Origin of the sequence: Streptomyces sp. NPDC013157 (assembly GCF_042899865.1) — a bacterium.
In the GTDB taxonomy this organism is placed as follows: Bacteria; Actinomycetota; Actinomycetes; order Streptomycetales; family Streptomycetaceae; genus Streptomyces.
The window spans coordinates 97,311-123,406 of sequence record NZ_JBIBAK010000012.1 but is presented as its reverse complement, the minus strand read 5'-3'; the positions used below and the strand labels follow the sequence as shown (position 1 = coordinate 123,406).

At 72.1% G+C, this 26,096-nt stretch carries 27 protein-coding genes, 1 tRNA gene, 1 other RNA gene and 1 pseudogene; 16 read left to right on the top strand and 14 right to left on the bottom strand.

All coding sequences use genetic code 11. From position 1 onward, the window contains the following. Positions 1-29: 29 nt before the first annotated feature. The gene (locus ACFY6U_RS31645; RefSeq protein WP_390043661.1) at positions 30-236 is read right to left on the bottom strand and encodes a hypothetical protein; all 207 of its coding nucleotides are present in this window, start codon (positions 234-236) and stop codon (positions 30-32) included. A gap of 116 nt (positions 237-352) precedes the next feature. On the opposite strand from ACFY6U_RS31645, the gene upp reads away from it, so the two are divergent. Continuing rightward, positions 353-988 carry a uracil phosphoribosyltransferase gene (upp, locus tag ACFY6U_RS31640; RefSeq protein ID WP_189262743.1) on the top strand — a complete coding sequence of 212 codons (636 nt, stop codon included), beginning with the start codon at positions 353-355 and terminating at the stop codon, positions 986-988. 154 nt (positions 989-1,142) lie between these two features. On the opposite strand, the gene ACFY6U_RS31635 is transcribed toward upp, so the two are convergent. Beyond that, on the bottom strand, positions 1,143-1,811 hold the full coding sequence (locus ACFY6U_RS31635) for a LytR C-terminal domain-containing protein (protein WP_390043659.1): 669 nt from the start codon (positions 1,809-1,811) through the stop codon (positions 1,143-1,145). Between the two features lie 112 nt (positions 1,812-1,923). After that, positions 1,924-2,220, bottom strand: a complete 297-nt coding sequence (locus ACFY6U_RS31630; RefSeq protein ID WP_003999914.1) for a type II toxin-antitoxin system VapB family antitoxin — start codon at positions 2,218-2,220, stop codon at positions 1,924-1,926. A 115-nt stretch (positions 2,221-2,335) separates the two neighbouring features. On the opposite strand from ACFY6U_RS31630, the gene ACFY6U_RS31625 reads away from it, so the two are divergent. After that, positions 2,336-3,916, top strand: a complete 1,581-nt coding sequence (locus ACFY6U_RS31625) for a helicase HerA-like domain-containing protein (protein WP_390043976.1) — start codon at positions 2,336-2,338, stop codon at positions 3,914-3,916. A 41-nt stretch (positions 3,917-3,957) separates the two neighbouring features. Here ACFY6U_RS31625 and ACFY6U_RS31620 read toward each other — a convergent pair whose 3' ends face one another. From ACFY6U_RS31620 to ACFY6U_RS31605, 4 genes are all read right to left on the bottom strand, one after another. Further along, positions 3,958-4,086, bottom strand: coding sequence for a hypothetical protein (locus ACFY6U_RS31620; protein WP_390043657.1), 129 nt, complete (start codon positions 4,084-4,086; stop codon positions 3,958-3,960). A gap of 58 nt (positions 4,087-4,144) precedes the next feature. Further along, positions 4,145-4,489, bottom strand: coding sequence for a hypothetical protein (locus ACFY6U_RS31615; protein WP_390043656.1), 345 nt, complete (start codon positions 4,487-4,489; stop codon positions 4,145-4,147). Between the two features lie 222 nt (positions 4,490-4,711). After that, entirely contained in the window at positions 4,712-5,362 is a 651-nt protein-coding gene (locus tag ACFY6U_RS31610; RefSeq protein WP_351485577.1) for an HdeD family acid-resistance protein, read from the bottom strand. Between the two features lie 94 nt (positions 5,363-5,456). Next, entirely contained in the window at positions 5,457-6,065 is a 609-nt protein-coding gene (locus tag ACFY6U_RS31605; RefSeq protein ID WP_390043654.1) for an HhH-GPD-type base excision DNA repair protein, read from the bottom strand. A gap of 145 nt (positions 6,066-6,210) precedes the next feature. Between ACFY6U_RS31605 and ACFY6U_RS31600 the strand changes: the two genes are divergently transcribed. The 5 genes from ACFY6U_RS31600 (at position 6,211) to ACFY6U_RS31580 (ending at position 12,317) form a co-directional block, all read left to right on the top strand. Further along, entirely contained in the window at positions 6,211-8,400 is a 2,190-nt protein-coding gene (locus ACFY6U_RS31600) for a penicillin acylase family protein (RefSeq protein WP_390043653.1), read from the top strand. Then, entirely contained in the window at positions 8,393-9,031 is a 639-nt protein-coding gene (locus ACFY6U_RS31595; protein ID WP_390043651.1) for a GNAT family N-acetyltransferase, read from the top strand. Before ACFY6U_RS31600 ends, ACFY6U_RS31595 begins: the two co-directional genes overlap by 8 nt. After that, positions 9,015-9,491, top strand: a complete 477-nt coding sequence (locus ACFY6U_RS31590; RefSeq protein ID WP_390043650.1) for a cupin domain-containing protein — start codon at positions 9,015-9,017, stop codon at positions 9,489-9,491. Before ACFY6U_RS31595 ends, ACFY6U_RS31590 begins: the two co-directional genes overlap by 17 nt. Next, positions 9,488-10,258, top strand: a complete 771-nt coding sequence (locus ACFY6U_RS31585) for an SDR family NAD(P)-dependent oxidoreductase (RefSeq protein ID WP_390043648.1) — start codon at positions 9,488-9,490, stop codon at positions 10,256-10,258. Before ACFY6U_RS31590 ends, ACFY6U_RS31585 begins: the two co-directional genes overlap by 4 nt. A 211-nt stretch (positions 10,259-10,469) precedes the next feature. Next, the gene (locus ACFY6U_RS31580; protein ID WP_390043975.1) at positions 10,470-12,317 is read left to right on the top strand and encodes a copper resistance protein CopC; all 1,848 of its coding nucleotides are present in this window, start codon (positions 10,470-10,472) and stop codon (positions 12,315-12,317) included. A gap of 84 nt (positions 12,318-12,401) precedes the next feature. Here ACFY6U_RS31580 and ACFY6U_RS31575 read toward each other — a convergent pair whose 3' ends face one another. The 3 genes from ACFY6U_RS31575 to ACFY6U_RS31565 all read right to left on the bottom strand — a co-directional run bounded on the left by ACFY6U_RS31575 (position 12,402) and on the right by ACFY6U_RS31565 (position 14,525). Beyond that, entirely contained in the window at positions 12,402-12,911 is a 510-nt protein-coding gene (locus tag ACFY6U_RS31575) for a DinB family protein (protein WP_390043646.1), read from the bottom strand. A 106-nt stretch (positions 12,912-13,017) separates the two neighbouring features. Further along, positions 13,018-13,803 (bottom strand): hypothetical protein, encoded by a 786-nt coding sequence (locus ACFY6U_RS31570; protein ID WP_390043644.1) that lies wholly within the window; start codon positions 13,801-13,803, stop codon positions 13,018-13,020. An 89-nt stretch (positions 13,804-13,892) separates the two neighbouring features. Continuing rightward, entirely contained in the window at positions 13,893-14,525 is a 633-nt protein-coding gene (locus ACFY6U_RS31565; protein WP_390043642.1) for an RNA polymerase sigma factor, read from the bottom strand. Positions 14,526-14,704: 179 nt separating this feature from the next. On the opposite strand from ACFY6U_RS31565, the gene ACFY6U_RS31560 reads away from it, so the two are divergent. The 4 genes from ACFY6U_RS31560 (at position 14,705) to ACFY6U_RS31545 (ending at position 18,855) form a co-directional block, all read left to right on the top strand. Continuing rightward, positions 14,705-15,184, top strand: coding sequence for a DUF1877 family protein (locus ACFY6U_RS31560; protein WP_390043640.1), 480 nt, complete (start codon positions 14,705-14,707; stop codon positions 15,182-15,184). Between the two features lie 122 nt (positions 15,185-15,306). Next, positions 15,307-16,014, top strand: a complete 708-nt coding sequence (locus ACFY6U_RS31555; protein ID WP_390043638.1) for a hypothetical protein — start codon at positions 15,307-15,309, stop codon at positions 16,012-16,014. Positions 16,015-16,028: 14 nt separating this feature from the next. Then, the gene (locus ACFY6U_RS31550) at positions 16,029-18,248 is read left to right on the top strand and encodes a bifunctional polysaccharide deacetylase/glycosyltransferase family 2 protein (protein WP_390043636.1); all 2,220 of its coding nucleotides are present in this window, start codon (positions 16,029-16,031) and stop codon (positions 18,246-18,248) included. Positions 18,249-18,414: 166 nt separating this feature from the next. Continuing rightward, positions 18,415-18,855, top strand: a complete 441-nt coding sequence (locus ACFY6U_RS31545) for a VOC family protein (protein WP_390043634.1) — start codon at positions 18,415-18,417, stop codon at positions 18,853-18,855. Positions 18,856-19,155: 300 nt separating this feature from the next. Here ACFY6U_RS31545 and ACFY6U_RS31540 read toward each other — a convergent pair whose 3' ends face one another. Together ACFY6U_RS31540 and ACFY6U_RS31535 are read right to left on the bottom strand one after the other, a co-directional pair. Beyond that, positions 19,156-19,581, bottom strand: coding sequence for a hypothetical protein (locus ACFY6U_RS31540; RefSeq protein WP_390043632.1), 426 nt, complete (start codon positions 19,579-19,581; stop codon positions 19,156-19,158). Continuing rightward, the gene (locus ACFY6U_RS31535; protein WP_079661300.1) at positions 19,578-19,856 is read right to left on the bottom strand and encodes a CopG family transcriptional regulator; all 279 of its coding nucleotides are present in this window, start codon (positions 19,854-19,856) and stop codon (positions 19,578-19,580) included. Before ACFY6U_RS31535 ends, ACFY6U_RS31540 begins: the two co-directional genes overlap by 4 nt. A gap of 255 nt (positions 19,857-20,111) precedes the next feature. On the opposite strand from ACFY6U_RS31535, the gene ACFY6U_RS31530 reads away from it, so the two are divergent. The 3 genes and pseudogenes from ACFY6U_RS31530 to ACFY6U_RS31520 all read left to right on the top strand — a co-directional run. Next, entirely contained in the window at positions 20,112-20,444 is a 333-nt protein-coding gene (locus tag ACFY6U_RS31530; protein WP_390043630.1) for a hypothetical protein, read from the top strand. Continuing rightward, on the top strand, positions 20,441-20,701 hold the full coding sequence (locus ACFY6U_RS31525; RefSeq protein WP_390043628.1) for a hypothetical protein: 261 nt from the start codon (positions 20,441-20,443) through the stop codon (positions 20,699-20,701). Before ACFY6U_RS31530 ends, ACFY6U_RS31525 begins: the two co-directional genes overlap by 4 nt. A gap of 197 nt (positions 20,702-20,898) precedes the next feature. After that, a pseudogene (locus tag ACFY6U_RS31520) lies at positions 20,899-21,050 on the top strand (site-specific integrase); the annotation flags it as partial. A 251-nt stretch (positions 21,051-21,301) separates the two neighbouring features. Here ACFY6U_RS31520 and ACFY6U_RS31515 read toward each other — a convergent pair. Together ACFY6U_RS31515 and ACFY6U_RS31510 are read right to left on the bottom strand one after the other, a co-directional pair. Continuing rightward, positions 21,302-22,723 carry an ATP-binding protein gene (locus ACFY6U_RS31515; RefSeq protein WP_390043626.1) on the bottom strand — a complete coding sequence of 474 codons (1,422 nt, stop codon included), beginning with the start codon at positions 22,721-22,723 and terminating at the stop codon, positions 21,302-21,304. A 393-nt stretch (positions 22,724-23,116) separates the two neighbouring features. Continuing rightward, a tRNA-Ser gene (locus ACFY6U_RS31510) sits at positions 23,117-23,201 on the bottom strand. A gap of 72 nt (positions 23,202-23,273) precedes the next feature. On the opposite strand from ACFY6U_RS31510, the gene ffs reads away from it, so the two are divergent. Together ffs and ACFY6U_RS31500 are read left to right on the top strand one after the other, a co-directional pair. Then, positions 23,274-23,372: signal recognition particle sRNA small type (gene ffs / locus ACFY6U_RS31505), an RNA gene on the top strand. Between the two features lie 45 nt (positions 23,373-23,417). Further along, on the top strand, positions 23,418-25,583 hold the full coding sequence (locus tag ACFY6U_RS31500) for a DNA polymerase III subunit gamma and tau (RefSeq protein ID WP_390043624.1): 2,166 nt from the start codon (positions 23,418-23,420) through the stop codon (positions 25,581-25,583). Positions 25,584-26,096 lie beyond the last annotated feature (513 nt).

Here is a 26,096-nt window from a genome sequence, read left to right as displayed (position 1 = left end):
CTGCCGATCTCGTGGACTCCTGGCGATTCCTACCAGCGGAACGTCCGCATGCGCATCGCGTGCCGCAGCCGGGCCGCCTTGGCGCGGCGGGGCTGGACGCGGTCGCGCAGCGCCCGCGCCTCGGCGAGCTCGCGCAGGAACCGGGCCCGGCGGCGCCGCCGCTCGGCCTCCGTCTCGCCCTCGGGCGCGCCGTACGCGCGGTCCGGCCGCTCGGGCGGCTCAGGAAGCTCGGGCACGGTCGCATCACCCCCAGTCCGACACCTCCACTTTCCCCCGGATGGGGGGTTTGATGCCCACGTGGGGCTGCGCGGGCCTGCGCGAGGTGTGCGGGGGCGCGGTTACTGTTGTGGACATGCGTCTCCACGTCGTCGACCACCCCCTGGTCGCCCACAAGCTCACCACGCTGCGCGACCAGCGCACCGACTCCGCGACGTTCCGTCGGCTCGCCGACGAACTGGTCACCCTGCTCGCCTACGAGGCGACGCGGGACGTGCGGACCGAGGCCGTCGACATCCAGACCCCGGTGGCCGCCACGACCGGCGTCAAGCTCGCCCGGCCGCGCCCGCTGGTGGTGCCGATCCTGCGGGCCGGGCTCGGCATGCTGGACGGCATGGTCCGGCTGCTGCCGACCGCCGAGGTGGGCTTCCTGGGCATGATCCGCAACGAGGAGACGCTGCAGGCGTCCACGTACGCCTCGCGGATGCCGGAGGACCTCTCCGGGCGCCAGGTGTACGTCCTGGACCCGATGCTGGCGACGGGCGGCACGCTGGTCGCGGCGATCCGCGAGCTCATTCGGCGTGGCGCGGACGACGTGACGGCGGTCGTGCTGCTCGCTGCGCCCGAGGGCGTCGAGCTCATGGAACGGGAGCTGGCGGGCACGCCGGTCACGGTCGTGACGGCGGCGGTGGACGACCACCTCAACGAGCACGGGTACATCGTGCCGGGGCTGGGGGACGCCGGGGACCGGCTGTACGGGGCGGCCGAGTAGCGGGCGGTTCGCCCTGGCGGGCGTAGCTTCGGCGCTGCAGGGGTGCGCGGGTGAGTCGGCGGCTGCGGGTTCGTCGTGGCTGGTCGCGCAGTTCCTCCCCCAGCCTTCGGCCGGGGGTACCCCCAGCGCCCCTTCGGGGCGCTTGCCGCTGGTCTCAGCAGCTCTTCTTTGAAGTCGAGGCTGTCGGGGTGGGGTTCGACAGGGCTGTGATGGCCTTTGCGGCTGTTGTCTGGGGGGTGAGGGTTTTGAAGGCGTTGCCGATGATCAGGTCGACGGCGGTGCCCTTGCGGCCCGCCTCCGTGCGCTGGTCGGCTGCCGTCACCTGCGTGGCGAGGACCGGGAGCGAGGTCTTCAGGGCCGTGGGCGGGCCGAGCAGTATCGCCGTGCCCTTGACCTTCTGGTCGAACTTCGCCGGCGCGTTGCCGACGTCGCCGATCTTGAAGCCGCGCTTCTTCAGTTCGTCCGCGGTGTCCTTGGCCAGGCCGGTGCGGGTCGTGGCGTTGTAGACGTTCACCGTGATCTGGGCCGGCTTCGGCAGCGCCACGGCCGACGTACCGGCCGACGCGCCGGCCGCGGGGCTGGCGCTGGCGGCGGCCTGCTTGACGCAGTCTCCCGCTGAGCCGGCCGCCGAGGCCGTCCCGCCGCCGCCCGTGAAGACGTCGATGAGCTGCAGGGTGCCCCAGCCGACCAGGCCGAGCGCGGTGACGGAGGCGACCACGGAGAGGACGAGCCGGGCACGCCGTCGGCGCGGGCGCATGCGAGGGTATTTGTCCCCTGTGATCCGGTACTGGCCGCCCATGCCGGGGGGAGTCAGCATGCTCATGTGCGCAGCGTAGTGCGCCACGGGTGCGTTGACTAATAGATGATCATCCGATGGTGCGCGGTCCAACCCGAAAGGGCCAACCGGCGGCAAATGCCCGGTGGCTGGCGGGTGATCAGTCGAGTTCGAGCACGCGTGCGTGCAGCACCTGGCGCTGCTGGAGGGCGGCGCGGACCGCGCGGTGCAGCCCGTCCTCCAGGTACAGGTCGCCCTGCCACTTCACGACGTGCGCGAAGAGGTCGCCGTAGAACGTCGAGTCCTCGGCGAGGAGGGTCTCCAGGTCGAGCTGCCCCTTGGTCGTCACGAGCTGATCGAGGCGGACCGGGCGCGGTGCGACGTCCGCCCACTGCCGGGTGCTCTCCCGGCCGTGGTCGGGGTACGGCCGGCCGTTTCCGATGCGCTTGAAGATCACACGGAAAGCCTACCGGTCCAGACGTTCCGGGCGCAGCCATGGCGACCGAGTGCGACGCTGGAAAAGACACCGTAAAGGTCATCAACTGGGCTAAAAGGGAACAGGGGGTCCGATGATGAGTGCCGGTGCGGCCGACGAGGCCGGTGCCGCGGCCCCGGCCCCGGGCGGCACGGATCCCGCGAGCGTCGGCGATCCCGTGGCCGCCGGGATCGCCGCCGGGTACGCCTTCGCCGGTCAGGCGCTGGATCTCGGCGCCCTTCTCCGGGACGGCCGGTGCTTTCCCGGCGCGCCGGTCCGCATCCCGCTCCCCATGCTCAACCGCCACGGCCTGGTCGCCGGCGCCACCGGCACCGGCAAGACCAAGACGCTCCAGCTGATCGCCGAGCAGCTCTCGGCGCACGGCGTCCCGGTGTTCCTGGCGGACGTCAAGGGCGACCTGTCCGGTGTCGCGCGGCCCGGGCAGGCGAACGACAGGGTCAGGGGCCGGGCGGCCGAGGTCGGACAGCAGTGGACGGCGGCCGGCTTCCCCGCCGAGTTCCTCGCGCTCGGCGGCCTCGGCCACGGCATCCCCGTCCGCGCGACGATCACCAGCTTCGGCCCGCTGCTGCTCGCCAAGGTGCTCCAGCTCAACCGGACCCAGGAACAGTCCCTCGGCCTGATCTTCCACTACGCCGACACCAAGGGCCTGGAGCTGATCGACCTCAAGGACCTCAGGGCGGTGGTCGCCTTCCTCACCTCTGCCGAGGGCAAGGCGGAACTGAAGGACATCGGCGGGCTGTCGACGGCCACGGCCGGGGTGATCCTGCGCTCGCTCACCGCCTTCGAGGCCCAGGGCATGGCGGACTTCTTCGGCGAGCCGGAGTTCGACACGGCCGACCTCCTGCGCACGGCACCGGACGGCCGCGGCGTCGTCTCGGTCCTCGAACTCCCGGCCGTCCAGGACAAGCCCCTTCTCTTCTCCACCTTCCTGATGTGGCTGCTCGCCGACCTGTTCCACGACCTCCCCGAGATCGGCGACGCCGACCGGCCCAGGCTGGTCTTCTTCTTCGACGAGGCACACCTGCTGTTCGACGACGCCTCGAAGGCGTTCCTGGACTCGATCACGCAGACCGTGCGCCTCATTCGCTCGAAAGGGGTCGGCGTCTTCTTCGTCACGCAGACCCCGAAGGACGTACCGTCCGACGTCCTCGCCCAGCTCGGCAACCGCGTCCAGCACGCGCTCAGGGCCTTCACCCCGGAGGACCAGAAGGCGTTGCGGGCCACCGTGCAGACCTTCCCGAAGTCGTCGTACGACCTCGAGGAACTGCTCACCGGGCTCGGCATCGGCGAGGCCGTGGTGACCGTGCTCGGCGAGACGGGCGCCCCGACACCGGTGGCGGCGACCCGGCTGCGGGCCCCCGAGTCCCTGATGGGTCCGGTGGACGCGGCGGAGCTGGACGCGGCGGTGCGGGGGTCCGCGCTCCACGGACGTTATGCACAGGCTGTGGACCGGGAGTCGGCGTACGAGAAGCTGCAGCGGGCGCCGGCCGCCGAACCGAGGGCATCGAAAGCCGCGAGGGCCGGCACGGAAGAACCGTCGCTGGTCGAACAGGTCGTCGCCAGCGGGATGTTCAGGTCCCTCGCCCGGTCGGTGGGTACGCAACTCGGCCGCGAGATCACCAGGTCGCTGTTCGGTACGGCCCGCAGACGCAGGTGAGCCGGGCGCCCGCACGGGACACCCGGCTCGGCTCCGCGGGATCAACCGCGTTTGTGCTCCTGCGGCCGCGGCCTCGGCGGTTCGGCCGTCTTCGTCTCGGGCTTCGGCGTGCTGCGCACGGCTTCCGCGCGCAGCAGGGCGCGCAGGACCGCGTACGGGTCTGAGGACATGACTGTGTTCCTTGCGTAGAGCTGACTGACCTGGACGTGTGCGGGAGCAGCCGGTCGGTCAGCAGCGCAGGACCACGGTGCGCAGGAGGGGCGTGGCGTACGGCGGACGCGGTCCCGTCGGGCAGGGACGGTGGCGGTCCGCCGGGCCGGCGGGCGCCGGGTCGGGGAGCGGCGCGGGGCGCTGGGGTACGTCGGCGCGGTGGACGGTGCGGGCGGGTGGCCGCAGCGGGATGTCGAGGACGTCGTGCTCGACGGTCTCCGCCGAGACGGCCGGGGCGGCCGCGGCGAGGGCCTCGGCAGCCGTCGGGACGCCGGCCAGCAGCAGGACGAGCAGCAGCACGAGCGCCCGCGGCCAGGCGGGGCCTGACCGCGGGCGACGTCCGGTCGGGACACCGCTGCTCATGCCGGTCATCTCCCCGCGGAGTGGGCGGTGTTCATCGTGCGGGGCCCGAGATCCGCTCGCTCGGCGTACCTGCGGGGCGCGAGGTTGACGAAGAAGACGAAGAAGAAGGGGACAGGGTGATGCCGACGGGGCCTGCGCCTGCCGGGCAGCCGGGGCCCGCGCACGCGAGGCCCGCGTCCACGAGGCCCGCGTCCACGAGGCGCGCGCTCGCGAGGCCGGCGTTCACAGGGTCTGCGGGATCTGCTTGGCGCGGCTGCGGATGCCGAACGCCGTGACGATCTCGACGATGCCGACGACGACCAGCCAGATACCGGCGACGAGGGTGAGCACCGCGACCGACTTGAACGGCGAGACGATCAGCACGACGCCGGCGACGAACGTGACGATCCCGAGGAAGATCTGCCAGCCCCGCGCCGGCATCCGGGAGTCGGAGACCGCGGCCATGGTCTGGGTGATCCCGCGGATCAGCCAGCCGATGCCGATCCACAGGGCGAGCAGGAGGATCGACTCCAGGGGGCCGCGGAAGCAGAAGAGGCCCAGCACGATCATCAGCGCGCCGCTGATGAAGGCCAGCACGCGCAGTGAGGTGGCCCGGTGCGTGCCGAACGCCGCGATCAGCTGGAAGACACCGGCGATCAGCAGGTAGATGCCGAAGAGCACGCCGGCGGCGAGCAGCGAGGCGCCGGGCCAGACGAGGACCAGGACGCCGAGGACGAGGGAGGCGATCCCGGTGAGCAGGACGATCTGCCAGGCGGCCCGGGAGAGGGCGTGCAGCGGTCCCTCGAAGGGCGGTTCGGGCTCATGCCGAGCGGTGCCGGTGGCGTGCGCCTTCCGGTCGTCGTCGGCGGGGCCGGTGCTGGGGGGCTCGGTCATGGTTCCAGCTGAGACCGAGGGCGGCGGACGTGCCAGCAGGGAGGGGCTGATCGGATGATCCACCGGGAACCACGGCCGCCCTGCTCACCACGTGCTACTTGGAGCCGCCCTTCGCGGCCTTCGCCGCCGCCTTCATCTCCTGCTTGTGGGCCCGCACCTTCGCCAGGGAGTCGGGCCCGGTGATGTCGGCCACCGACCGGTACGCCGCCGCCTCCCCGTACGCTCCGGCCGCCTCCCGCCACCCCGTCGGCGTCACCCCCAGCTGCTTCCCCAGCAGCGCCAGGAAGATCTGCGCCTTCTGCTTCCCGAACCCGGGCAGTTCCTGGAGCCGCCTGAGCAGTTCGGCCCCGCTGTCGACGTCACGCCAGAGGCCCTCGGCGTCACCGTCGTAGTGCTCGACGAGGTACTGGCACAGCTGCTGGATCCTCTTGGCCATGGAGCCGGGGTACCGGTGCACGGCCGGCTTCTCGGAGAGCAGCGCGGCGAACGCCTCCGGGTCCTGGGCGGCGATCTCATGGGCGTCCAGGTCGTCCGTGCCCATGCGCCGTGCGATGGTCGCGGGCCCCTTGAACGCCCACTCCATCGGCACCTGCTGGTCGAGCAGCATGCCGGTGAGCGCGGCGAGCCTGCTGCGGCTGAGGAGTCGGTCGGCCTCGGGGTCCTGGGCCAGATGCAGGGCGGGGGAGTCGGCGTCGGCGTCCATGGCTCGATGATCCCGCGCCCGGACCGGCACCGCGCGCTCGCCGCGGCCCGCCCTCCCCCGGCTTCCTCGGCCCTCTCACCCTTCACGTACGATTCCTCCGCGATTCAACTTAGGTAAGGCTAACCTCATGCAAGGAGGTCACGGGGTGACCATCGAGACGTACCGCGACGCCTGGGGCATCCCGCATCTGCGGGCGGCCGACGCCCTCGAACTCGCCCGTGCGCAGGGCCGGGTCACCGCCCGGGACCGGGTCTGGCAGCTGGAGGTGGAGCGGCACCGCGTGCAGGGCACGTCGGCGTCCTTCCTCGGCACCCCGGCCCTCGCCTGGGACGTCTTCGCCCGCCGGGCCCGCCTGGCGGACACGGCGAGACGCTGCTTCGAGGCGCTGGAGAGACGGGACCCGGAGACGGCGGAGTGGGTACGGGCGTACGTGGCCGGTGTCAACGAGGGCCTGCCGGCCGGCGCCGCCCGCACGCCCGAGTTCGCCCGCACCGGTCTGACCCCCGGCACCTGGGAGCCCTGGCATCCCCTGGGCATCTGGCTGGCCACCCACATCCTGTTCGCCGGCTTCCCGGCCAAGCTGTGGCGCGAGGAGGCGGTACGGCACCTGGGCGAGGAGGCGGTCCGGTTGTTCGCCACGGACGGCCCGGGTACCTCCGGCAGCAACGGCTGGCTCCTCGCCGGCTCCCGCACCACCACCGGCCACGCCCTCCTCGCCGGCGATCCCCACCGCTTCATCGAAGCGCCGGGGGTCTACCAGCAGATCCGCCTCTCCTGCCCGGAGTTCGACGTCATCGGCCTGGCGGTCCCGGGCGTCCCCGGCATCGCCCACTTCGCCCACACGGGCACGGTGGCCTGGTCCATCACCAACGCGATGGCCGACTACCAGGACCTTTACCGGGAGCGCCTGCGGCGCACCGCGACCGGCGTGGAGGCCCTGGCGCCCGACGGCACCTGGACCCGAGCCGACCACCACACGGAAACCATCGAGGTCTCCGGCAACCCCCCGGTACAGATCGAGCTGCTCGAAACACCCCGGGGCCCGCTCATCACCGACTGGCCGACAGCGGAGACCGCACCGGCCCCGACGGCCGCCGACGGTGTTCAGCCCCCGCAGGGGCCACCCGCACCCGACGACGAAACGCGCACGGGTGGTTCGGGTGGGAGAACGTCCGTCGAGGGCGAAGCCGAGGCGCTGGCGCTCAGGTACCCGCCACGGGTCACCGGAGACCTCGGCTTCAGCGCGCTCCTCCCCCTCCTCCGCGCCCGCGACGTCGCCGACGTCGACCGCGCCTTCGACGCCTGGGCCGAGCCCGTCAACGTGGTACACGCCGCGGACACCGAGGGCGGCCTCCTCCACCGCGTCGCCGGCCGCGTCCCCGTCCGCTCCCACACCAACCGCACCCGCCTCGCCCCCGCCTGGCTCCCCGGCCACGACTGGCAGGGCTGGCACGAGATGCCGTACGGCGACCTCACCGACGGCGTCGCCGTGATGGCGAACCAGCGCGGCCCGGCCACCCCCCTCGGCGTCGAGTTCGCCCCGCCCCACCGCGCCGACCGCATCCGCGCCCTCCTCGACGAGCGCCGCACCTGGTCCGCCGCCGGCATGTCCGCGATCCACACCGACACCCACCTCGCCTCCGCCACGCCCCTCCTCGACCACCTGGCCGCCCTCGACGACCTCACCCCCGGGGCCGCAGGGCTCCGTGACCTTCTCCTCGCCTGGGACCGCCGGATGGACGCCGACAGCACCGGCGCCGCCGCCTACGCGGCCGTACGCTCCGCCGTCGTACGGCACCTCGCCGCCCACCCCGCCTTCGCCGCGCTCGCCGAACCCCCGGCCCAGCCCGAGGTCCTGCTCCCCTGGCTGGCGCTCACGCCCCGCATCGCCTTCGCCCTCGAACACCTGCTGGGGGCGGCGGAGTTGTACGGCGTCGACCGGCCCGCCGCCATCCGTGCGGCCGTGGAGGAAGTCGCGGCCGACCCGCCCACCGGGACCTGGGGAGACACCCACCGCCTCGCCCCCTGGCAGGCACTGCCCGAGCCGTCGTACGACGGACCGGCCCTGTCCGGCGACCACGACTGCGTGCTGTGCACCTCCGCCGTCCCCGGCCTCACCGACCGCTCCGCGCGCGGCCCGGCCGCCCGCTACGTCTGGGACCTGGCCAACCGCGACGACAGCCTCTGGGCGGTCCCGCTCGGCGCGGACGGCGTCCCCGGCGCACCCCACCACAGCGACCAACTCCCCTTGTGGCTCAAGGGAGAACTGGCCCCGGTCGTGACCGACTGGGCCCGCCTGGAACGCACAGACCTCCCGGAGGACACCGATGGCTGAGCTCCACCCCGTCTTCGAGCACCCCCTCGTCGGCTTCGGCACCGTCCGGCTCCGCCCCCTCGACCCCGAACGCGACGCGGCCGTCGTCCACACCTGGGTCGACGCGGAACGCGCCGCCTTCTGGGGCATGACCGGCCTCACCCGCTCCCAGGTCGCCGGGATCTACGCCCACATGGCGACCCTCGACACCCACCACGCCTACCTCGCCGAGAAGGACGGCACCCCGGTCGGGCTCCTCCAGACCTACGAGCCGGAGGCCGACCGGGTCGGCGAGTGCTACGACGTCCGCCCCGGCGACATCGGCGTCCACGTCCTGCTCGCCCCCGCCGGACCCGAAGGCCCCCGTCACGGCTGGACGGAGGCCCTGCTGACCGCCTTCACGGCGTACGTCCTGCGCGCTCCCGACCGCCACCGCATCGTCGTGGACCCGGACGTCCGCAACGAGAAGGCGATCGCCCGCTTCCGGCGTCAGGGTTTCGGGCTCGGCCCGGCCGTCGTCCTCCCCGAGGTCGACGTCCCCGACGTCCACCTGCCCGAAAAGCACGCTCAACTGGCTTTTCTCACCCGGCCGGTAGCCTTCCCGAATGTCCTCCCCGATGCCGAACCCGAGCCCGATGCCGACCCCCGATGAGCTCATCGCCCACTACGGCCTGGAGCCGATCCCCCGGGAGGGCGGCCTGTTCCGGGAGACCTGGGCCGGTCCCGCACGCGCCGACGGCCGCCCCGAGGGAACCGCGATCGTGGTCCTCCTCACCGCCGACGACTACTCGGCCCTGCACCGCCTTCCCACCGACGAGATCTGGCACTTCTACCTGGGCGACCCGCTGGAGCTCCTGCTCCTCGCCCCCGACGGCACCACCCGCGCCCCCGTCCTCGGCCCCGGCCTCCGGGACGGCCAGCACATCCAGCTGACCGTCCCGGCCGGCACCTGGATGGGCGCCCGGGTGGCGGCCCCGGGCGCCTGGACCCTCTTCGGCTGCACCATGGCCCCCGGATTCACCTTCGAGGGTTACGAGCACGGGAACGCGGCCCACCTCACGGCGCGTTACCCGTCCGAAGCCGCCCGCATCACGGAACTCTGCCGTCCATGACGAACCACCTCTTGGAAGGACAGACCGCCCTGGTCACGGGCGCGAGCGGCGGTATCGGCCGGGTCATCGCCCGGCGCCTGGCGGAGGAGGGCGCGGCGGTGGCCGTGCACTGCCGTACGGCGGCAGGGGGCGCGCGGGAGGCGGCCTCGGACATCGTGGCCCTCGGCGGCAGGGCGACGGTCGTACGGGGAGACCTGAGCGACGAGGGGACCTGCCACCGTGTCGTCCGGGAGGCCGCGGAGTGGGGCGGCGGACGGCTGACGGCCCTGGTCAACAACGCGGCCGTACAGCCCGTACAGCCCTTGCCCGGCATGACCGCGGCCGACTGGCGCGCGGTCGTCGACACCGACCTCACCAGCGTTTTCGCCTGTACCCAGGCCGCCGCCGAGATCATGCGCGACCAGCCCGGCGGCGGCACCGTCACCCACATCGCCTCCATCGAGGCGTCCCACCCGGCCGTCGGCCACGCCCACTACAGCACCGCGAAGGCGGGGGTGGTCATGCACGCGAGGGCGGCGGCCCTGGAGTACGGCCGCTCCGGCATCCGCGTCAACTCCGTCTCCCCGGGCCTGATCGACCGGGAAGGACTGGCGGAGGCCTGGCCGGAGGGGGTGCGGAGATGGCAGGAGGCGGTGCCCACGGGCCGGTTGGGGAACGCGGAGGACGTGGCGAACGCCGTGGTCTTCCTGACCTCACCGCTCGCGTCCTGGATCACCGGCCACGACCTGGTGGTGGACGGCGGGGTGTCGGCGCGTCCGACGTGGTAGCGCCCCGAAGGGGCGCTGGGGGTACCCCCGGCCGAAGTCCGGGGGAGGAACTGCGCGACCAGCCCCCACTGACTCGCAGACAAAATGAGCGCTACAGGCTTCCCAGCCGTATGACCCAAGAACGCGTGTTTCCGAACTCGGAGCGGGTGACGTGAGCGAAGGACACGAAAAGCGGCAGGCGCCGAACGGCAACCAGAGGAACCACAGGGCTCTGCGCGCCCTCGCGCTCCTCGGCACCCTCCTCGCCGCCCTCCTCCTCGCGTCGGCCGCCCCCGCCTCCGCGCACGCCGCCCTGCGCGCCAGCGATCCCGCGGACGGCGCCGTACTCAAGTCGTCGCCGAGAGCCGTCACCCTCACCTTCACCGAGGCCGTCGGCCTGCTCGACGACTCGTTCCGGGTGTACGACCCCACCAACCACCGGGTGGACACCAGCGAAGCCGAACACGGCCCGGCCGGCTCGGACACCGCCCGGATCACCTTTCCGAAGAAGCTGGGCACCGGTACCTTCACCGTGGCGTGGCGGATCGTCTCGGCGGACAGCCACCCCGTCTCCGGCGCCCTCACCTTCTCCGTGGGCAAGCCGTCGGCGACCACGGCGAGCGTCTCCACGGGCCCCGTCGAGAACCCGGTCACCGGCAGCCTCTACAACATCGGCCGCTACGTCGCGTACCTCGCCATGGCCCTGCTGACAGGCACCGTCGCCTTCATCGCCGTCTGCCGTCCGCCGGGCCCCGCCGCCCTCCGCACACCGATCCGCACGGCGTGGTGGGCACTCCTCGCCGCCACCCTCTTCCTCTTCGTCCTGCGCGCCCCGTACGAGGAGGGCACCTCCCCGGCAACGGCCTTCGACCTCTCGGCCCTTGCCAAGTCCGCGACCGGCCGCCCGGGGCTGGCCCTGCTGGCCAGGGTGGCCCTGCTGGCGCTCACCGCAGCCCTCCACCACCTCCTCCTCCGCAAGCGCGTGAGCCGGGACCGCCCGTCCCGCCCCCTGCTCGCCACGGCCGCCGCCCTCGCCGTCGCCCTGGCCCTGACCTGGGCGGCGGCGGAACACGCCTCGGCCGGCATCCAGGTCCCGCTGGCGATGACGTCGTCGGTCCTGCACCTCCTGTCGATGGCGCTCTGGCTGGGCGGCCTCACGGCGCTCCTGATCACCCTCCAGCGCTCCGCCACGCCGCTGCCCGCCGCCGTCGTCACCCGCTTCTCCCGCGTGGCCTTCGCCTCGGTGACGGTCCTCGTCGTCACCGGCGTCTACCAGTCCTGGCGCGGCCTCGGCTCCTGGCAGGCCCTCACCGACACGTCGTACGGTCGGCTCCTCCTCGTCAAACTCGCCGCGGTGACCCTGCTGCTGGCGGCCGCCTTGCAGTCCCGCCGCTGGACGGCGAAACTGGCGCCCGCCGCGACCGTGACGGCCCCCGCCCGCGTCCCGCTGCCGGTCGGCGCCCCGGCGGACCTGCCGGCCGCACCGGCCGCGCCGACCGCGGATGAGCCGCCGGCTTCCGACAAGCCATCGCCCTCCGACGGACCACCGGCCTCCGGTGAACCGCCCGCCGCCTCCGCCGGCCGCCACCAGGCCGCCCTGCGCCGTTCGGTCCTCGCCGAAGTGGCCGTCGGCGTCGCCGTCCTGGGCATCACCACGATCCTCACCGGCACCCTGCCCGGCCGGGCCGCGGCCGAGGCGGCCGAGTCGGGGACGGCGTCGGCAGCGGCCGGTATCCCCGCGGCCTCCGTGGCCCTGGTCCCCTTCGACGTCGGCACCCCGAACGGCCACGGCAAGGTGCAGATCACCCTCGACCCGGGCCGGGTCGGCGCGAACTCCGTGCAGGCGGTCGTCTTCGGTCCCGACGGCGGCATCTCCACCGTCCCCGAACTCCGTCTCTCCTTCACCCTCGCCGCCCAGAAGATCGGCCCGCTCCCCGCCAACGTGACCGACCGCGGCGGCTATTGGGCCGCCGACTCCGTCAACCTCCCCATCGCGGGCGAGTGGACGATGACGGTGACGGTACGGGTGTCCGACCTGGACCAGGTGACGGTGACGAAGAAGCTGCGGATCGCCGCCTAGCCGCGGCCGTGTCCGCCGTGCCGGTCCGCCTCGTCCCTGACCAGCAGGGTGAGCAGGACGTCCGGTCCGGCCGTGCGGGCGCGTTCAGGCGCCCACGGTCCCGTCGACGCCCTCGCGCAGGAAGTCGGCGTGCCCGTTGTGGCGGCCGTACTCCAGCAGCACGTGCAGCATCACCATCCGCAGCGACACCTCCTCCTCCCACCTCGGCTGGTATCCGGCCTGGTCGAGGGAGCCGGCCGCGCGCTCGATACGGCGCGAGGTCTCCACCTCCGCCTCCCAGGCGGCGAACGCCTCTGCCCTGGTCGACTCGCTCGCGTCGTACGCCGCCTGGAAGTCGATCTCGTCGGACCACACCATGGGCGCGTCCTTGTCCTCGAACACCCGGCGGAACCAGGCGCGTTCCACCTCCGCCAGGTGCCGCACCAGACCGAGCAGCGACAACGTGGACGGCGGCATGGACCGCTGCCGCAACTCCTCGTCGGTGAGCCCCTCGCACTTCATGGCGAGGGTCGCCCGGTGGTAGTCGAGGAACGCCCGCAGCATGTCGCGTTCACTGCCGAAGTTGGGCGGTCCCGTGCGGTCGTCGCTGGTCACTGGCCGTACTCCTCATCCGTCCTGCTCACGCCGTGCGCCGTGCACCGGGCAGTTCCCGGGACCGTACGCGACCTGGAGCCCGCGGACCAGCTGCTCGCGTCGGTGGCTACTTGTCCTTGCCGTTGCCCTGGCCGCCGTTCGCCTGGCCGTTGCCGGGGGTGCTCTTGGCGGAGGCGCCGGTGTTGCCCTGCGAGCCGTTGGCGGAGTTCGCGGCGCCCTTGGCGGACTTGCCGGTGCCGGCCGAGCTGCTCGGTGCGGCCGTCGCCCCGGCCAGCTGCTCGGAGCAGTAGGCGGCGACCTTGTCCTCGCCCCCGGCGGCCGCGATGAGCCGCTGCCAGGCCGTCGAGCCGAGCGCCTTGCCGTGGCCCTGCACCTGTTCGTAGGCGCGGCAGTGGGCCTCGGTGTCCTGGGCGGTGACGGGCCGGTCCGTGGGCCGCCCGCCGCCGGAGGAGGAGGTCGGCGACGAGGCCGCGTCGCCCGGCCGGTCCGGGGCGACGGCCGACGGGTGCGCGGTGTTCCCGCCGGTACCGGTGCCGTCGGCGGGGGAGCCGACGGAACCGACGGCCGCGACCGCCACACCGCCCAGGGCGAGCCCTGCGAACACCACGCCGAACGTCAGCTTCACCGGACGGCGGGACCGCCGCTTCTCCACCGGCCGCCAGTCGTCCCGGCGTCGGGTGCGTGCCCGGTGCGCGCCCGCGGAGTGGGCGGCCCGGAAGGCGGCCACGGCCCGCTGCTCGGCGTCGGGGGCGAGACCGCCGGCGCGGATGGCGGTCGCGAGGACCTTCTCCAGCACCTCGGCGTCGCCCGCGTCCGCAGGCCCGGACAGGGCGTCGCCGGTCCGCGCATGCCGACGGTCGGGTGTTCCGCCGCCGATCAGCCGCTCGCTCATGTCCGTTTCCGTTCCCTGTCCGACCGTTCCGGTTTCGTTCGGTGTGCTGAGCCCGGTGCCTTCCCGTCGACCACTGTCACCAACGTTGCTCATATCGACTCCCCAAGCGTGCGGGGAGCCCCATCCGTCACACCCTGCTCCGCTTCACCGCCGATGCCCAGCTGTCGTGCGAGGCGTTTCAGGCCCCGGTGGGTCGCCGTGCGCACCGCTCCAGGGCGCTTGCCCAGCACCCGCGCGGCGGCGGGACCGTCCAGGCCGACGGCGACCCGCAGCAGCACGGCCTCGGCCTGGTCCCGCGGAAGTCCGCGGACCAGTTCCAGAGCCCGCTCGGTGGAGATGGACTCCAGGGCCTGCTCGGGTGTGTTGTGCGGGCCGGCCAGGTCCAGCACCTCCAGTTCGGTCCCGGCCGCCTGGGGCCGCACGCGCCGGCGCCGCAGATGGTCCAGCGCCCGGTGCCTGGCGATGGTCGCGGTCCAGCCGCGGAAACCGGCCCCGTCGCCCTTGAAGCGCCCGATGTCGCGGGCTATCTCCAGCCAGGCGTCGGACGCCACGTCCTCTGCGTCGTCTCCGACGATCCCGCGGAGGTAGCCGAGCAGGTTCGGCTGCACGATCCGGTAGGCGACCGCGAAGGCGGCCTCGTCGCCCTCCTGGGCCCGCGCGACCGCAGCGCCCAGATCCCCGTCGTACTCCTGTACACGCCGGGGTTGCCGTACCTGACCCAAGATTGCCCTCGTTCGCACCGATCACAGCCGAGTCCACGCCGTCCGTCGCGCTCCGGTCGCATCGACGGCCCCATGGTGACCAGCGTGCGGACTCACAGAAGTGTCACAACGTCCCAGGAGCCTCCCTGGACGCGGCCCTGCCGTGTGATGCTTCCGCTCCCCCGTGCGCTCCTCCTTGCATGAGCGAGTACCTCCGTCTGCGAGCGGTTCCGGCCCCGGCACTGCGCAACAGCCCGACCTGGCTCGAACGACTGTTCGCAAGCACCGCCGGGACCGCCCTGCCCCAGGCAGGGCGGCACTGCGAGGACGCGCTGGACAAGTGCCGCCCGGACCAGGAGTGCGTCTACGCCGGCGCGTCCCCGCACGGCCCGGACGTGGTGCTCGGCGGGCGTCCCGTGTTCCGCGCCGACCGGCACGCACCGCCGTTGCTGGTGCTGACGGCCGCCCGGACCCGCGGGGTGGCCGGGTTCCTGACGACCGCCGACTTCGACGAACTCTGGGACACCGCCCGCGAGACCCTGCTGCCCCGCTACGGAGGCGAGAGCGCGGAGACCGAGGCGCGGCGGGTGTTCGCCGAGGCGCACCGGGAGCTGACGGCGTTCTACGCCCACACGGCCGAGCACGGGGACGCGGTGGTGAAGTGGCCCGCCGAGGCGTGAAGGGCGGGAGGGGAACCGGTGGCCGTCCGAGGCGGGAGGTGTAACGGTTTCGGCCGCTCGCGCTCTGTCCGTTCGGACGACCATGCCGGTCGTCGGCCAGGACAGGGGCGGGACGCGTGCAGGTGACGGACGAAAGCGGCAGAGCGTACGGCGAGGAGTCGTACGGCGGTCCCGGGTACGGGTACGCCCACGGCCAGGGGGGCGGCACCGCCACCGCGACCGCCCCGGACCCGACCGCGCTGGTGGGCACGGCGGACTCTGCCCACGGTGACGTCATCACCGTGCCGCTCCCGGACCGGGACGTTCCGGAGAACGATCCCGTGCGCCCCGTCTTCGTGGACGCCTCGGGCCGCCGCCAGCGCCGTGTGCGCCGCGCCGCACTGCTGCTGGTGATCCCGGCCGCCTGCTACGTCGCCCTGCTCGTCAGCACGGTCCTGGGCGGCCCCACCATCAGCGCCCCGTTCGTCCCGCTGCCGGAGACCGCGCACCCGGCCGGCCCGCACAAGACCGCCCCCGACGCGCCGTCCGGCGCCGGCCAGGCGGCGGGAAGCGCGACTTCCGGTGCGGCGTACGACAGCTCCCGTGCCGGTGCGCGCCGGACGGGCTCGACCACCGCCGTGACCACGTCGGAGTCCGCCGCGACGCGGTCCGGCACCACGACGCCGACCGGCACCGCCTCGCCGTCCGGCACCGCCACCCCGACCGCCACCACCTCCGCGGCGCCCGGCGCCACCCCCGCTGCCGGCACCACCACCCCCGCCGCCACCCCCACCACCGCGCACTCCGCCAAGGGGCGCGCCATCGGGTCGTCCCACAAGCCCGTGAAGTGATCCAAGGCCCTGACGTGACCGATCGCCGAAGCCGTACCGCTCCGCGCCGCCCGAGCGGCCGTACCCGCCGGATCACTCCCCGCACCCACTGGCTGCTGCTGTGCGTGCTCGTGGTGACCCTGTCGGCCGCCCTGCTGCTGCAGGGCTACACCCACCACATGTTCGGGATCACCTCGGACGACGTGACCGGCCCCCGGGGCCGGGCCGACACGGTGCCCGGCCGGGTGGCCGACGGCGGCCCGGTGATCGCGGACGCCGCCGGCGCCCCGCACACCGCCCGCCCGAAGGCCCGCACCATCGCCCTCACCTTCGACGACGGCCCCGACCCCGTCTGGACGCCGCGGATCCTCGACGTGCTGCGGCGCAACCACGTGCAGGCGACCTTCTTCGTCGTCGGCACCGAGGTCGTGGACCACCCGGAACTGGTCCGCCGGATCGTCGCCGACGGCCACCAGATCGGCATCCACACCTTCACCCACCCCGACCTGTCCCGCCTCGCCCCGTGGCAGCGCTCGCTGGAGCTGCGCGAGACCCAGCTCGCGGTGGCCGGTGCGGCCGGGGTCACCACCGCGCTGCTGAGGCCGCCGTACTCCTCGGAGAACGACGCGCTGAACGACGCCGACTGGTCGGTCCTCGAGCAGGCGGGTGCGGCCGGGTACGTCACGGTGCTCACCACCCAGGACGCCCAGGACTGGCAGCGCCCCGGTACGGCCCGCATCGTCGCGAACGCGACCCCGCACGGCACCGCCGGGCAGATCCTGCTGATGCACGACGGCGGCGGCGACCGCTCCCAGACCGTCGCCGCGCTGAACACCCTGATCCCCCGGCTCAAGGCACAGGGCTTCCGGTTCGCGACCGTCGGCGCCGCGGTCGGCATGGCCGGCCCGGTCCAGCGCGCCGGACTGGGCGACCACCTCCAGGGGATGGCCCTCATCGGCCTGCTGCGGGCCGGCGACTGGGTGGTACGCCTGCTGGGATTCCTGATGTTCGCGGCCGGCGCGGTCAGCGTCCTGCGCGCGGCGGTCGTGCTGTTCACGGCCCGCCGCCACCGGCGACTGCGCAAGGGGCACCGGGCCGAGCCCTGGGGAGCGCCGGTGACCGAACGGGTCAGCGTCATCGTCCCCGCGTACAACGAGAGCGCCGGTATCGAGGCGGCCGTACGCTCCCTGCTCGCCTCGGACCATCCGGTCGAGATCATCGTGGTGGACGACGGCTCCACCGACGGCACCGCCGACCTGGTGGAGTCCCTCGGCCTGCCGGGGGTGCGGGTGATCCGGCAGGAGAACGCGGGCAAGCCCGCCGCGCTCAACACCGGGCTCGCCGCGGCCGGCTGCGACCTGGTGGTGATGGTCGACGGCGACACGGTCTTCGAACCCGGCACCGTCCGCACCATCGTGCAGCCCTTCGCCGACCCGCGCGTCGGTGCCGTCTCGGGCAACGCCAAGGTCGTCAACCGCGGTGGCCTGCTGGGCCGCTGGCAGCACATCGAGTACGTGGTCGGCTTCAACCTCGACCGCCGCCTGTTCGACCTCGCCGAGTGCATGCCGACCGTGCCCGGCGCGGTCGGCGCCTTCCGCCGCCGCGCCCTGCTCGCCCTCGGCGGCGTCAGCGACACCACCCTCGCCGAGGACACCGACCTCACCATGGCCCTCTGCCGGGCAGGCTGGCGCGTGGTCTACGAGGAGCGCGCGGTCGCCTGGACCGAGGCACCCGCCTCCCTGAACGCCCTGTGGCGGCAGCGGTACCGCTGGTGCTACGGCACCCTGCAGGCGATGTGGAAGCACCGCGGCGCCCTGCTGCAACGCGGCGCCGCCGGCAAGCTCGGCCGCCGTGGCCTGGTCTACCTCCTCCTCTTCCAGGTCCTGCTGCCGCTGCTCGCCCCCGTCGTCGACGTCTTCGCCGTCTACGGCCTGATCTTCCTCGACCCGCTTCGGATCACCGCCCTGTGGCTCGCCTTCCTGCTGCTGCAACTGCTGATGGGCCTGTACGCGTTCCGCCTGGACGGCGAGCGCCCGGGCCCGCTGTGGAGCCTGCCGCTGCAGCAGTTCGTCTACCGCCAGCTGATGTACCTCGTGGTCATCCAGTCCGTCTTCACCGCCATCTCGGGCTCACGACTCCGCTGGCAACGCATGGAGCGCTACGGCAGCCTGCCGGCGACGGCTCTGGCCCCGGCCTCGGCCCCGGCCTCGGTCCCGGCCGCGGCCCGGACGTCCGGCGAGCAGCCGGTGCCGTAGCCCGAGGCGCGAACGCCGCCTGACACTGGCCCCTCCGGCGGCTGCGCTCAGAGTCCACCCTCCGGCTCAGGGCGGGCACAACCGCCTCCCCGTCGGTGGCATCCTCGCCCAGCGAGTGCAGCAGAGCGGCCCCCACCGGCCGCACGAGGAGGCAGGAGAGACCAGCATGGCGATTCAGCGGATGGACAACGTCGGCATCGTCGTCGAGGACATGGATGCCGCCATCGCGTTCTTCGTGGAACTCGGTATGGAACTGGAGGGCAGGGGGGAGGTCGAGGGCCTCTTCGCCGACCAGTGCACCGGACTCGACGGCGTCCGCTGTGACATCGCGATGGTCCGGACCCCGGACGGCCACGGCCGGCTCGAACTGGCGAAGTACCGCAACCCCGCAGTGATCAGCACCGGGCCCCGCAACCGGCCGCACAACACCCTGGGCACGCACCGCGTGATGTTCGCCGTCGACGACATCGAGGACACCGTCGCCCGCCTGCGCCCGCACGGCGCCGAACTCGTCGGAGAGATCGCCCGCTTCGAGGACAGCTATCTGCTCTGCTACCTCCGCGGCCCCGAGGGCATCATCGTCGGACTGGCGGAGCAACTGCGCTGAGCAGGAGGAACCGGATGAGGACGACTTCGTGATGCTTGGCACACTCTCCAAGAGGGACGGACGAACGCCAGAGGGCCGGGCCACTTTCGTGGTCCGGCCCTCTGATCTGGCGGAGGATACGAGATTCGAACTCGTGAGGGGTTGCCCCCAACACGCTTTCCAGATGTTCGTCTGGAGGTTCGGGGAGGGACGGGGGCGTTCTGACCTGGGGTGGAGTAGGCCATCGGACGGCTGGTGGACGGCGCCGGACGGCGACGAATGAGACCAGAACTGAGACCAGAACTGAGACCAGGGCGCCGGTCATACTCGCTTGATGACGATCGATTCCGGAACCAGCTTCTCCAGGTCGTCCACGTCCGATGTGAAGATGGTGACCTGCCCTTTCTGCTGTCGGGCGATGATGGCGAGCACCGCGTCGATCGCGTACTTGTGGCCGTGAAGCTTGGCGTCGGACAGGAGTCGGCGGGCCTGGCGAGCCTCGTCCTTCCCGATGTCGGCGACTTTGAGCCGGGAGAGCACCCAGTCCCAGCGCTGCTCGGTGGTTCTGCCGTCGTACGCCTCCACCAGCGTCATGGGCGACGTGACCACTTCGGCTTCGCCCCGTGCTGCGAGATCGAGCCAGGCGATCATCTTCCGGTCACCACGCACAGCGAGGGACAGGGCTTCGCAGTCGAGTACGAAGACGCGCAGTGGCCGCTGCCCGTGCTCACCGGCCCGCTTGGTCACGCGGCCTCTCCGGCGTTGTGTCCTCCGGCGGTGAGGCGACGCTCGTGCTCGGCGTCGAGATCTTCCAGCTCCGAGAGTGCTGCCGCGCGCTCGTCCTCGGTGACCGCGCCGTGTTCCTCCTGCAGCCAGTCGACCAGTTCCAGCAGACGGTCCCGATCGCGCTTGAATCGCAGTGCTTCGGCGACGTACGCCGAAAGTCCCCGCTCAGCTGCCTCGGCGCGGATCTCGTCCAGGAGATCTTCGGGGATCGTCACCGTTACTTTCTTGGTTGCCATACAAGTCACCATACTCTTGGTGTGAATGCCCCTACCAGATTCCCGTGACCCGTAGGGCAAGGAGGTCAACGGCCAATCCGTGAGCCCTGCCCATGCGTGATCGCCGACTTGTACCGCTTCACTCGGCCACCGCGTGCCGTTCACTCTCATCAGCGCATGCTGTGTCGGATGAGGATGGTTGTCCTTCGCGGTGGTGAGCCTCCTGCCGTTGACGGAACGACAGGCTCTCGGAGGCGAAGGAAGCGGCGGCACGGGATGCCGCTGACGCTGCCGGTCATCCGGGCTGCCAATGCCGCCGGCTGGGCGGTGGAGCGGTCTGACCCGGCCGAGCGTACGACGGATCCGCACAGCCTTGTCGACCGTGCGAGCTTCATTCTTGACGACGGCTACTCGCCCATCCGCAACGAGTCGGACATCCAGGCCGTCGGTGAGGTGGACTCTTTGCTGGGGGAGCGCATCAGCGGCGAACGCATGGGCGCTACCTTGCACCGCCTCGGGCTCTTGGCCGCGTTCCTCGCCTCGGGTTCGGGGCAGGTGCTCGGGGGTGAGTCCGGCGAACTCGACGGACGGCAGAAGGAAGCCGAGTGAACCCGAGCGCAAGGCGACTGTCGCAGTGGCTGGGCGAGCCAATGCCCCTCCGCAAGGTGGCAGATCTCCTCGGGGTCGACGCAGCGAAGGCGTGCGGACTGGTGAGGGCGGGCCGCTTCCCCTGCCGTGGCACGAAGGAGAAGGGGAAGTACGTAGTCCTTCCCGCCGATGTGTTGGTGGCCATGGGTCTCGATGATCCGATCGTGTGGATCGTCGACCTGCTGGCCGGAGCCGAGTTCGCGAGGAGATGGGACTGAGGGCTGGCCGCCGCCGGTCGAGTGCGACATCGGAGGGCAGGCCGCGCGAACGTCCCACCCTCCGGGGTGACGCCGGCATGGAACGGGCTGGTAGGGCGCATGTGGATGGTCGGTGCGCTGCTGATCCGTCGAGCGGCTCCGCGTCGGCGGTTTCGGTCGCACGAAAACCCCCGATAGCGCGGATGGTGACGTCCAAGGGGTGGGAGCCTGGCACCTCCGCAAGCGTGCGGGCGAGGTACCTGAACGTGCCGGACGCCATGCTCAAGGAGGTGGCCCGGAAGATCGCCGATGCCATCTGGGGAGCCCCGGAAACACCCCTGTGGACAAAAACCAGGACAACGGTGCTTGAGTGAACAACGAGGCGGCCCCGCTGTGATCAGCGGGGCCGCCTCGTTTCGCCTGTACAGGCGCCTGCGGAGGATACGAGATTCGAACTCGTGAGGGGTTGCCCCCAACACGCTTTCCAAATGTTCGTCTCAGGGTTCGACTGGGGCCGGGGGCGTCCTGTCCTGCGGCGGAGCGTGCGGGCGATCTCTGTCCGGACCGCAGCGGACGGAGGCGAATGCAACCAGAACTGCAACCATAGAAGCCCAGCTCTGCTCACACCTTGCGCCAGGCGGTGAGCAGTTCTTCGGGGCCGTAGGCCGCCTGGAGACCGGAATGTCTGATCCCGCTGCGGGAGACCGCCACGAGCGGTACTGGTTCGTCGGTGACCGCCGCCCGATGCTTCTGCAGTGCTGCGAGATCGTGGCTGTCGAACGCGGAGTTCTCCAACCACTTGACCGAGCCGAGGAAGAGCAACTGCTTGGCCACCGGCTGCCGGTCGGCGCCCACCAAGTCGATTTCCACGTCGTTGTTGCGGGTCCAGTACCCTCCGATCGCCGGGGCGGCGGGCAGGAGCCCGTCCGGCAGGAGGCGGGCGAGGGATTCCCGGACCAGGGGCTCGATCGCGCGGCCCCGCCAGCTCGTCCACTGCTCCTTGATCCGACTCAGAGTGAGATCCCCTCGCATCCGCTCGATCTCCGCCATGTGCGGGTCCAGAAATGCGAGCCAGAAGCGCAGGTAGGGGTCGGCCACCCGGTAGCGGCGTTCCTTCGACGGCCTGAGCGAGAGCGGCAGCTCGGCGGCCACGACCCGTTTCTCGGTCAGGACGTCCGTGGCCCGGGTGAGCGTGGTGTGGGCGATGCCGCCCGCCGCGCGAGCGATGTTGGTGAAGGTGCGCTCCCCGGATCCGATGGCCCGCAGGACCTCCCTGCTCATCGCCTGCGGCGGAAACTCCGCGGCCAGCGACCGTTCAGCGGAGACCAGCAGCGCCGAGATCGGGTTGTCCAGCGAGTCGCGGAGGAACTCCCAGACATCCGCTCCGGCCCGCCACTCGGCACAGATCAGAGGTAGACCTCCGGTGATCAGAGCGGCGTCGAACGCGGCGGCCGGAGACAGGCCGAGCATTTCGCCGATGTCGGCCGGGTTCAAAGGCCCCACGATCATTTCCCGGCCCCGCTGGTGAAAGGGCCGGTCGTAGCTGTTCAGCGCCTCCATCATCGACAGATCGGACCCGACCAGGAGGAGAAGCACCGGCTTGCGGCTGAGCAGCCGGTCCCATGCCCGCTGGAGCATGCCCTCGAAGGCGTCGATGCGGTCCATCAGATACGGAACCTCGTCGATGACGACGACGCTGGGAGTGTCGTCGGGCAGGATCTCCGCAAGCAGCCTGAGTGCCGCATTCCACTGCTCCGGGGTCTCCTCCGAGAACAGTTCCCGCTCCGGCAGGGTGGATCTGGCTACGGCGTCGAGCAGCTCCGTCAGCTCGTCCTCCGCCGTGCCGCCCGCCGCGGTGAAGAAGAGGTACGGCGTCTCGGTCCGCCGGATGAACTCCTCGACGAGGCTGGACTTGCCGACCCGCCTCCGTCCGCGCATGAGGATGCACTGACCGGGTTTCGCCGACCCGGCGGCGTCGTGAACCGCCTGCAAGGCGTTGCCCAGCACGTTCAGCTCGCGTTCCCGCCCGATGAAACGACGCATGTAGGCTCCCGATGGAGATAGTATCCCTAGCGATACTATCTCCAGCGATACTATCTCCCTTTTGCTCGGGCATGAGCCTCATGACGTGGTGGATAACCTGCGCCAGCGGCTCAAGGGCCGGCTACCACCGTGTCGTCTACACCGTCTAGGACGGCCACATCGTCGTGTGGATCCTGGCCGTCGGTAACCGTCGCGGCATCTACCGCCAGGTCCCGTAGGGGTCCGCCACAGCTGGTGCCGACCAGCCGCCGTGATGCGGAAGTGTGCGCTCGGCTGCGCGCCGAGATGTCCTGGATGTCGGCTGTAAGTGCAACCAAAAATGCAACCGGTCCACGCCGAAGAGCCGAGCCGCAATCGCGGCTCGGCTCTTCATTTCGCCTGTTCAGGCGGCTGCGGAGGATACGAGATTCGAACTCGTGAGGGGTTGCCCCCAACACGCTTTCCAAGCGTGCGCCCTAGGCCTCTAGGCGAATCCTCCGCTGGGAACATTACATGACCGAGAGGAGTGCTCGCGAACTCGTTCTCACCCGCTGACGTCGGGTACTCTGTGCGGAGCCCCTCACGCGGCGCTATCTGACTGAACTCCCCCAGGGCCGGAAGGCAGCAAGGGTAGGTTGGCTCTGGCGGGTGCGTGGGGGGCGCTTGCGTTTGTGGGCGGGGCTGGTTGTCAGTGGGCGCCTATAACCTCGTATGCGTGTCGTCTCTCGCGCTGTACCGCCGCTATCGCCCGGAGTCGTTCGCCGAGGTCATCGGGCAGGAGCATGTCACCGACCCGCTGCAGCAGGCGCTGCGGAACAACCGGGTCAATCACGCGTACCTGTTCAGCGGCCCGCGTGGATGTGGCAAGACGACCAGCGCGCGGATCCTCGCCCGGTGCCTGAACTGCGAGCAGGGGCCCACGCCGACCCCGTGCGGGGAGTGCCAGTCCTGCCAGGACCTGGCGCGCAACGGCCCGGGGTCCATCGATGTCATCGAGATCGACGCGGCCTCTCACGGTGGTGTGGACGACGCCCGTGAGCTGCGGGAGAAGGCGTTCTTCGGGCCCGCCTCCAGCCGCTACAAGATCTACATCATCGACGAGGCCCACATGGTCACGTCGGCCGGTTTCAACGCGCTGCTCAAGGTCGTCGAGGAGCCGCCGGAGCATCTCAAGTTCATCTTCGCCACGACCGAGCCCGAGAAGGTCATCGGGACCATCCGGTCGCGGACCCATCACTATCCGTTCCGGCTGGTGCCGCCGGGCACGCTGCGGGACTACCTCGGCGAGGTGTGCGGCAAGGAGCAGATCCCCGTCGAGGAGGGCGTGCTCCCGCTCGTCGTGCGCGCCGGTGCCGGGTCCGTGCGTGACTCCATGTCCGTCATGGACCAGCTGCTCGCCGGGGCCACCGAGGAGGGCGTGACGTATGCCATGGCCACCTCGCTGCTGGGCTACACCGACGGTTCGCTGCTCGACTCCGTGGTCGAGGCCTTCGCGACCGGGGACGGCGCCGCCGCCTTCGAGGTCGTCGACCGGATCATCGAGGGGGGCAACGACCCGCGCCGCTTCGTCGCCGACCTGCTGGAGCGGCTGCGGGACCTGGTGATCCTCGCCGCCGTGCCGGATGCCGTGGAGAAGGGGCTGTTCGACGCCCCCGCCGACGTTCTCGAACGGATGCAGGCCCAGGCCGGCACCTTCGGCGCCGCCGAGCTCAGCCGTGCCGCCGACCTCGTCAACGAGGGCCTGACCGAGATGCGCGGCGCCACCTCCCCGCGCCTCCAGCTGGAGCTGATCTGCGCCCGCGTGCTGCTGCCGGCCGCGTACGGCGACGAGCGGTCCGTGATGGCCCGCCTCGACCGCCTGGAGCGGGGCGTCAACTTCTCGGGCGGGGGCGGCGCGCCCGCCATGGGGTACGTCCCCGGGCCCGAGGCACACGTGCAGCCTCCGGCGCCTGCGCAGCAGGGGGGCGGTCCGGCGGCGGCCCGGGCGGCCGTACGAGGGGGAGCGGCGCCGAGCCCGACCCCGGCGCCGGCCCCTGCGCCTGCACCGGCTCCGGCGCCTGCACCGGCTCCGGCGCCTGCGCAGACTCCAGAACCTCCGGCTCCGGCCGCACCGCCCGCTGCCGCGCCGGGTGCCTGGCCGACGGCAGCCCCCGCAGGGGGCGGTGGCACTCGCCGCCCCGGCGGCTGGCCCACAGCCACGGGCGGCGGCGCTCCGGCGGCCCAGCAGGCCCCGCCGCCCTCGGCGGCCCCGGCCGCCTCCCCGGCCGCCGCTCCCGCCCCGGCACCGGCCGCCGCCCCCGCCGGCGGCCTCGACCCCCGCGTGCTCTGGCCGAACATCCTGGAAGCGGTGAAGAACCGTCGCCGCTTCACCTGGATCCTGCTCAGCCAGAACGCCCAGGTCGCCAATTTCGACGGCACCACCCTCCAGATCGGCTTCGTCAACGCCGGCGCCCGCGACAACTTCGCGAGCAGTGGCAGCGAGGACGTGCTGCGGCAGGCACTGGGCGAGCAGTTCGGCGTGCAGTGGCGGATCGAGGCGGTCGTCGACCCGACGGGCGGCGGTGGCGCGGCTCCGCCCAGCACCGGGTACGGCGGCGGGCCGCCCGGCGGCTACGCCGGCGCGGCACCCGCGGCCCCGGCCCGCCCCGCGCCCGTCCAGCAGGCCCCGGTGGCCGCCCCGGCCCAGAGCCCACCGCCGCCCACTCCGAGGGCAGCGGCCCCGGCCCCTGCGCCCACCGCCCCGGAACCGCCGCCGGTCTCCCCCGAGGACGACATCCCCGAGGAGGACGACCCCGACCTCGACGAGTCGGCCCTCTCCGGCCACGAGCTGATCGTGAAGGAACTCGGGGCGACGGTCGTGGAGGAGATCCAGAACGAGTGACGAGGCGCAGACACCGACGACTCGGAACCGGACACGGCTTGTCGGGCGGCTGCGGGTCGGTGGGGGTTGTTCGCGCAGTTCCCCGCGCCCCTGGGTTTGTCGGCGCATCCGTGCCAGGAGAGCGAACGCCTCTTCGGCTTCCCGGCCTGTGCGGCGTTTGAGGACGAGCTCGTTCGGGCCGGAGCGGGGGCGGCTTGTCGGGCGGCTGCGGCCCGGTGGGGGTTGTTCGCGCAGTTCCCCGCGCCCCTGGGTTTGTCGGCGCATCCGTGCCAGGAGAGCGAACGCCTCTTCGGCCTCCCGGCCTGTGCGGCGTTTGAGGCGGTAACCACCCCCAGCCCGTCCGCTGTCTGAGGCAGCAACCACCCCCAGCCCGTCCGGCGTTTGAGGACGAGGCCGTTCAGGCCGGAGCGGGGGTTCGGGGCGGGCAGCACCCAAGAGGGCCCCGCCTCAGCAGGCGGCCATCGCTCGGCCGAGGACCCTTGGAGGAACCTCCAGTCGGCTCGCCCAGCTACG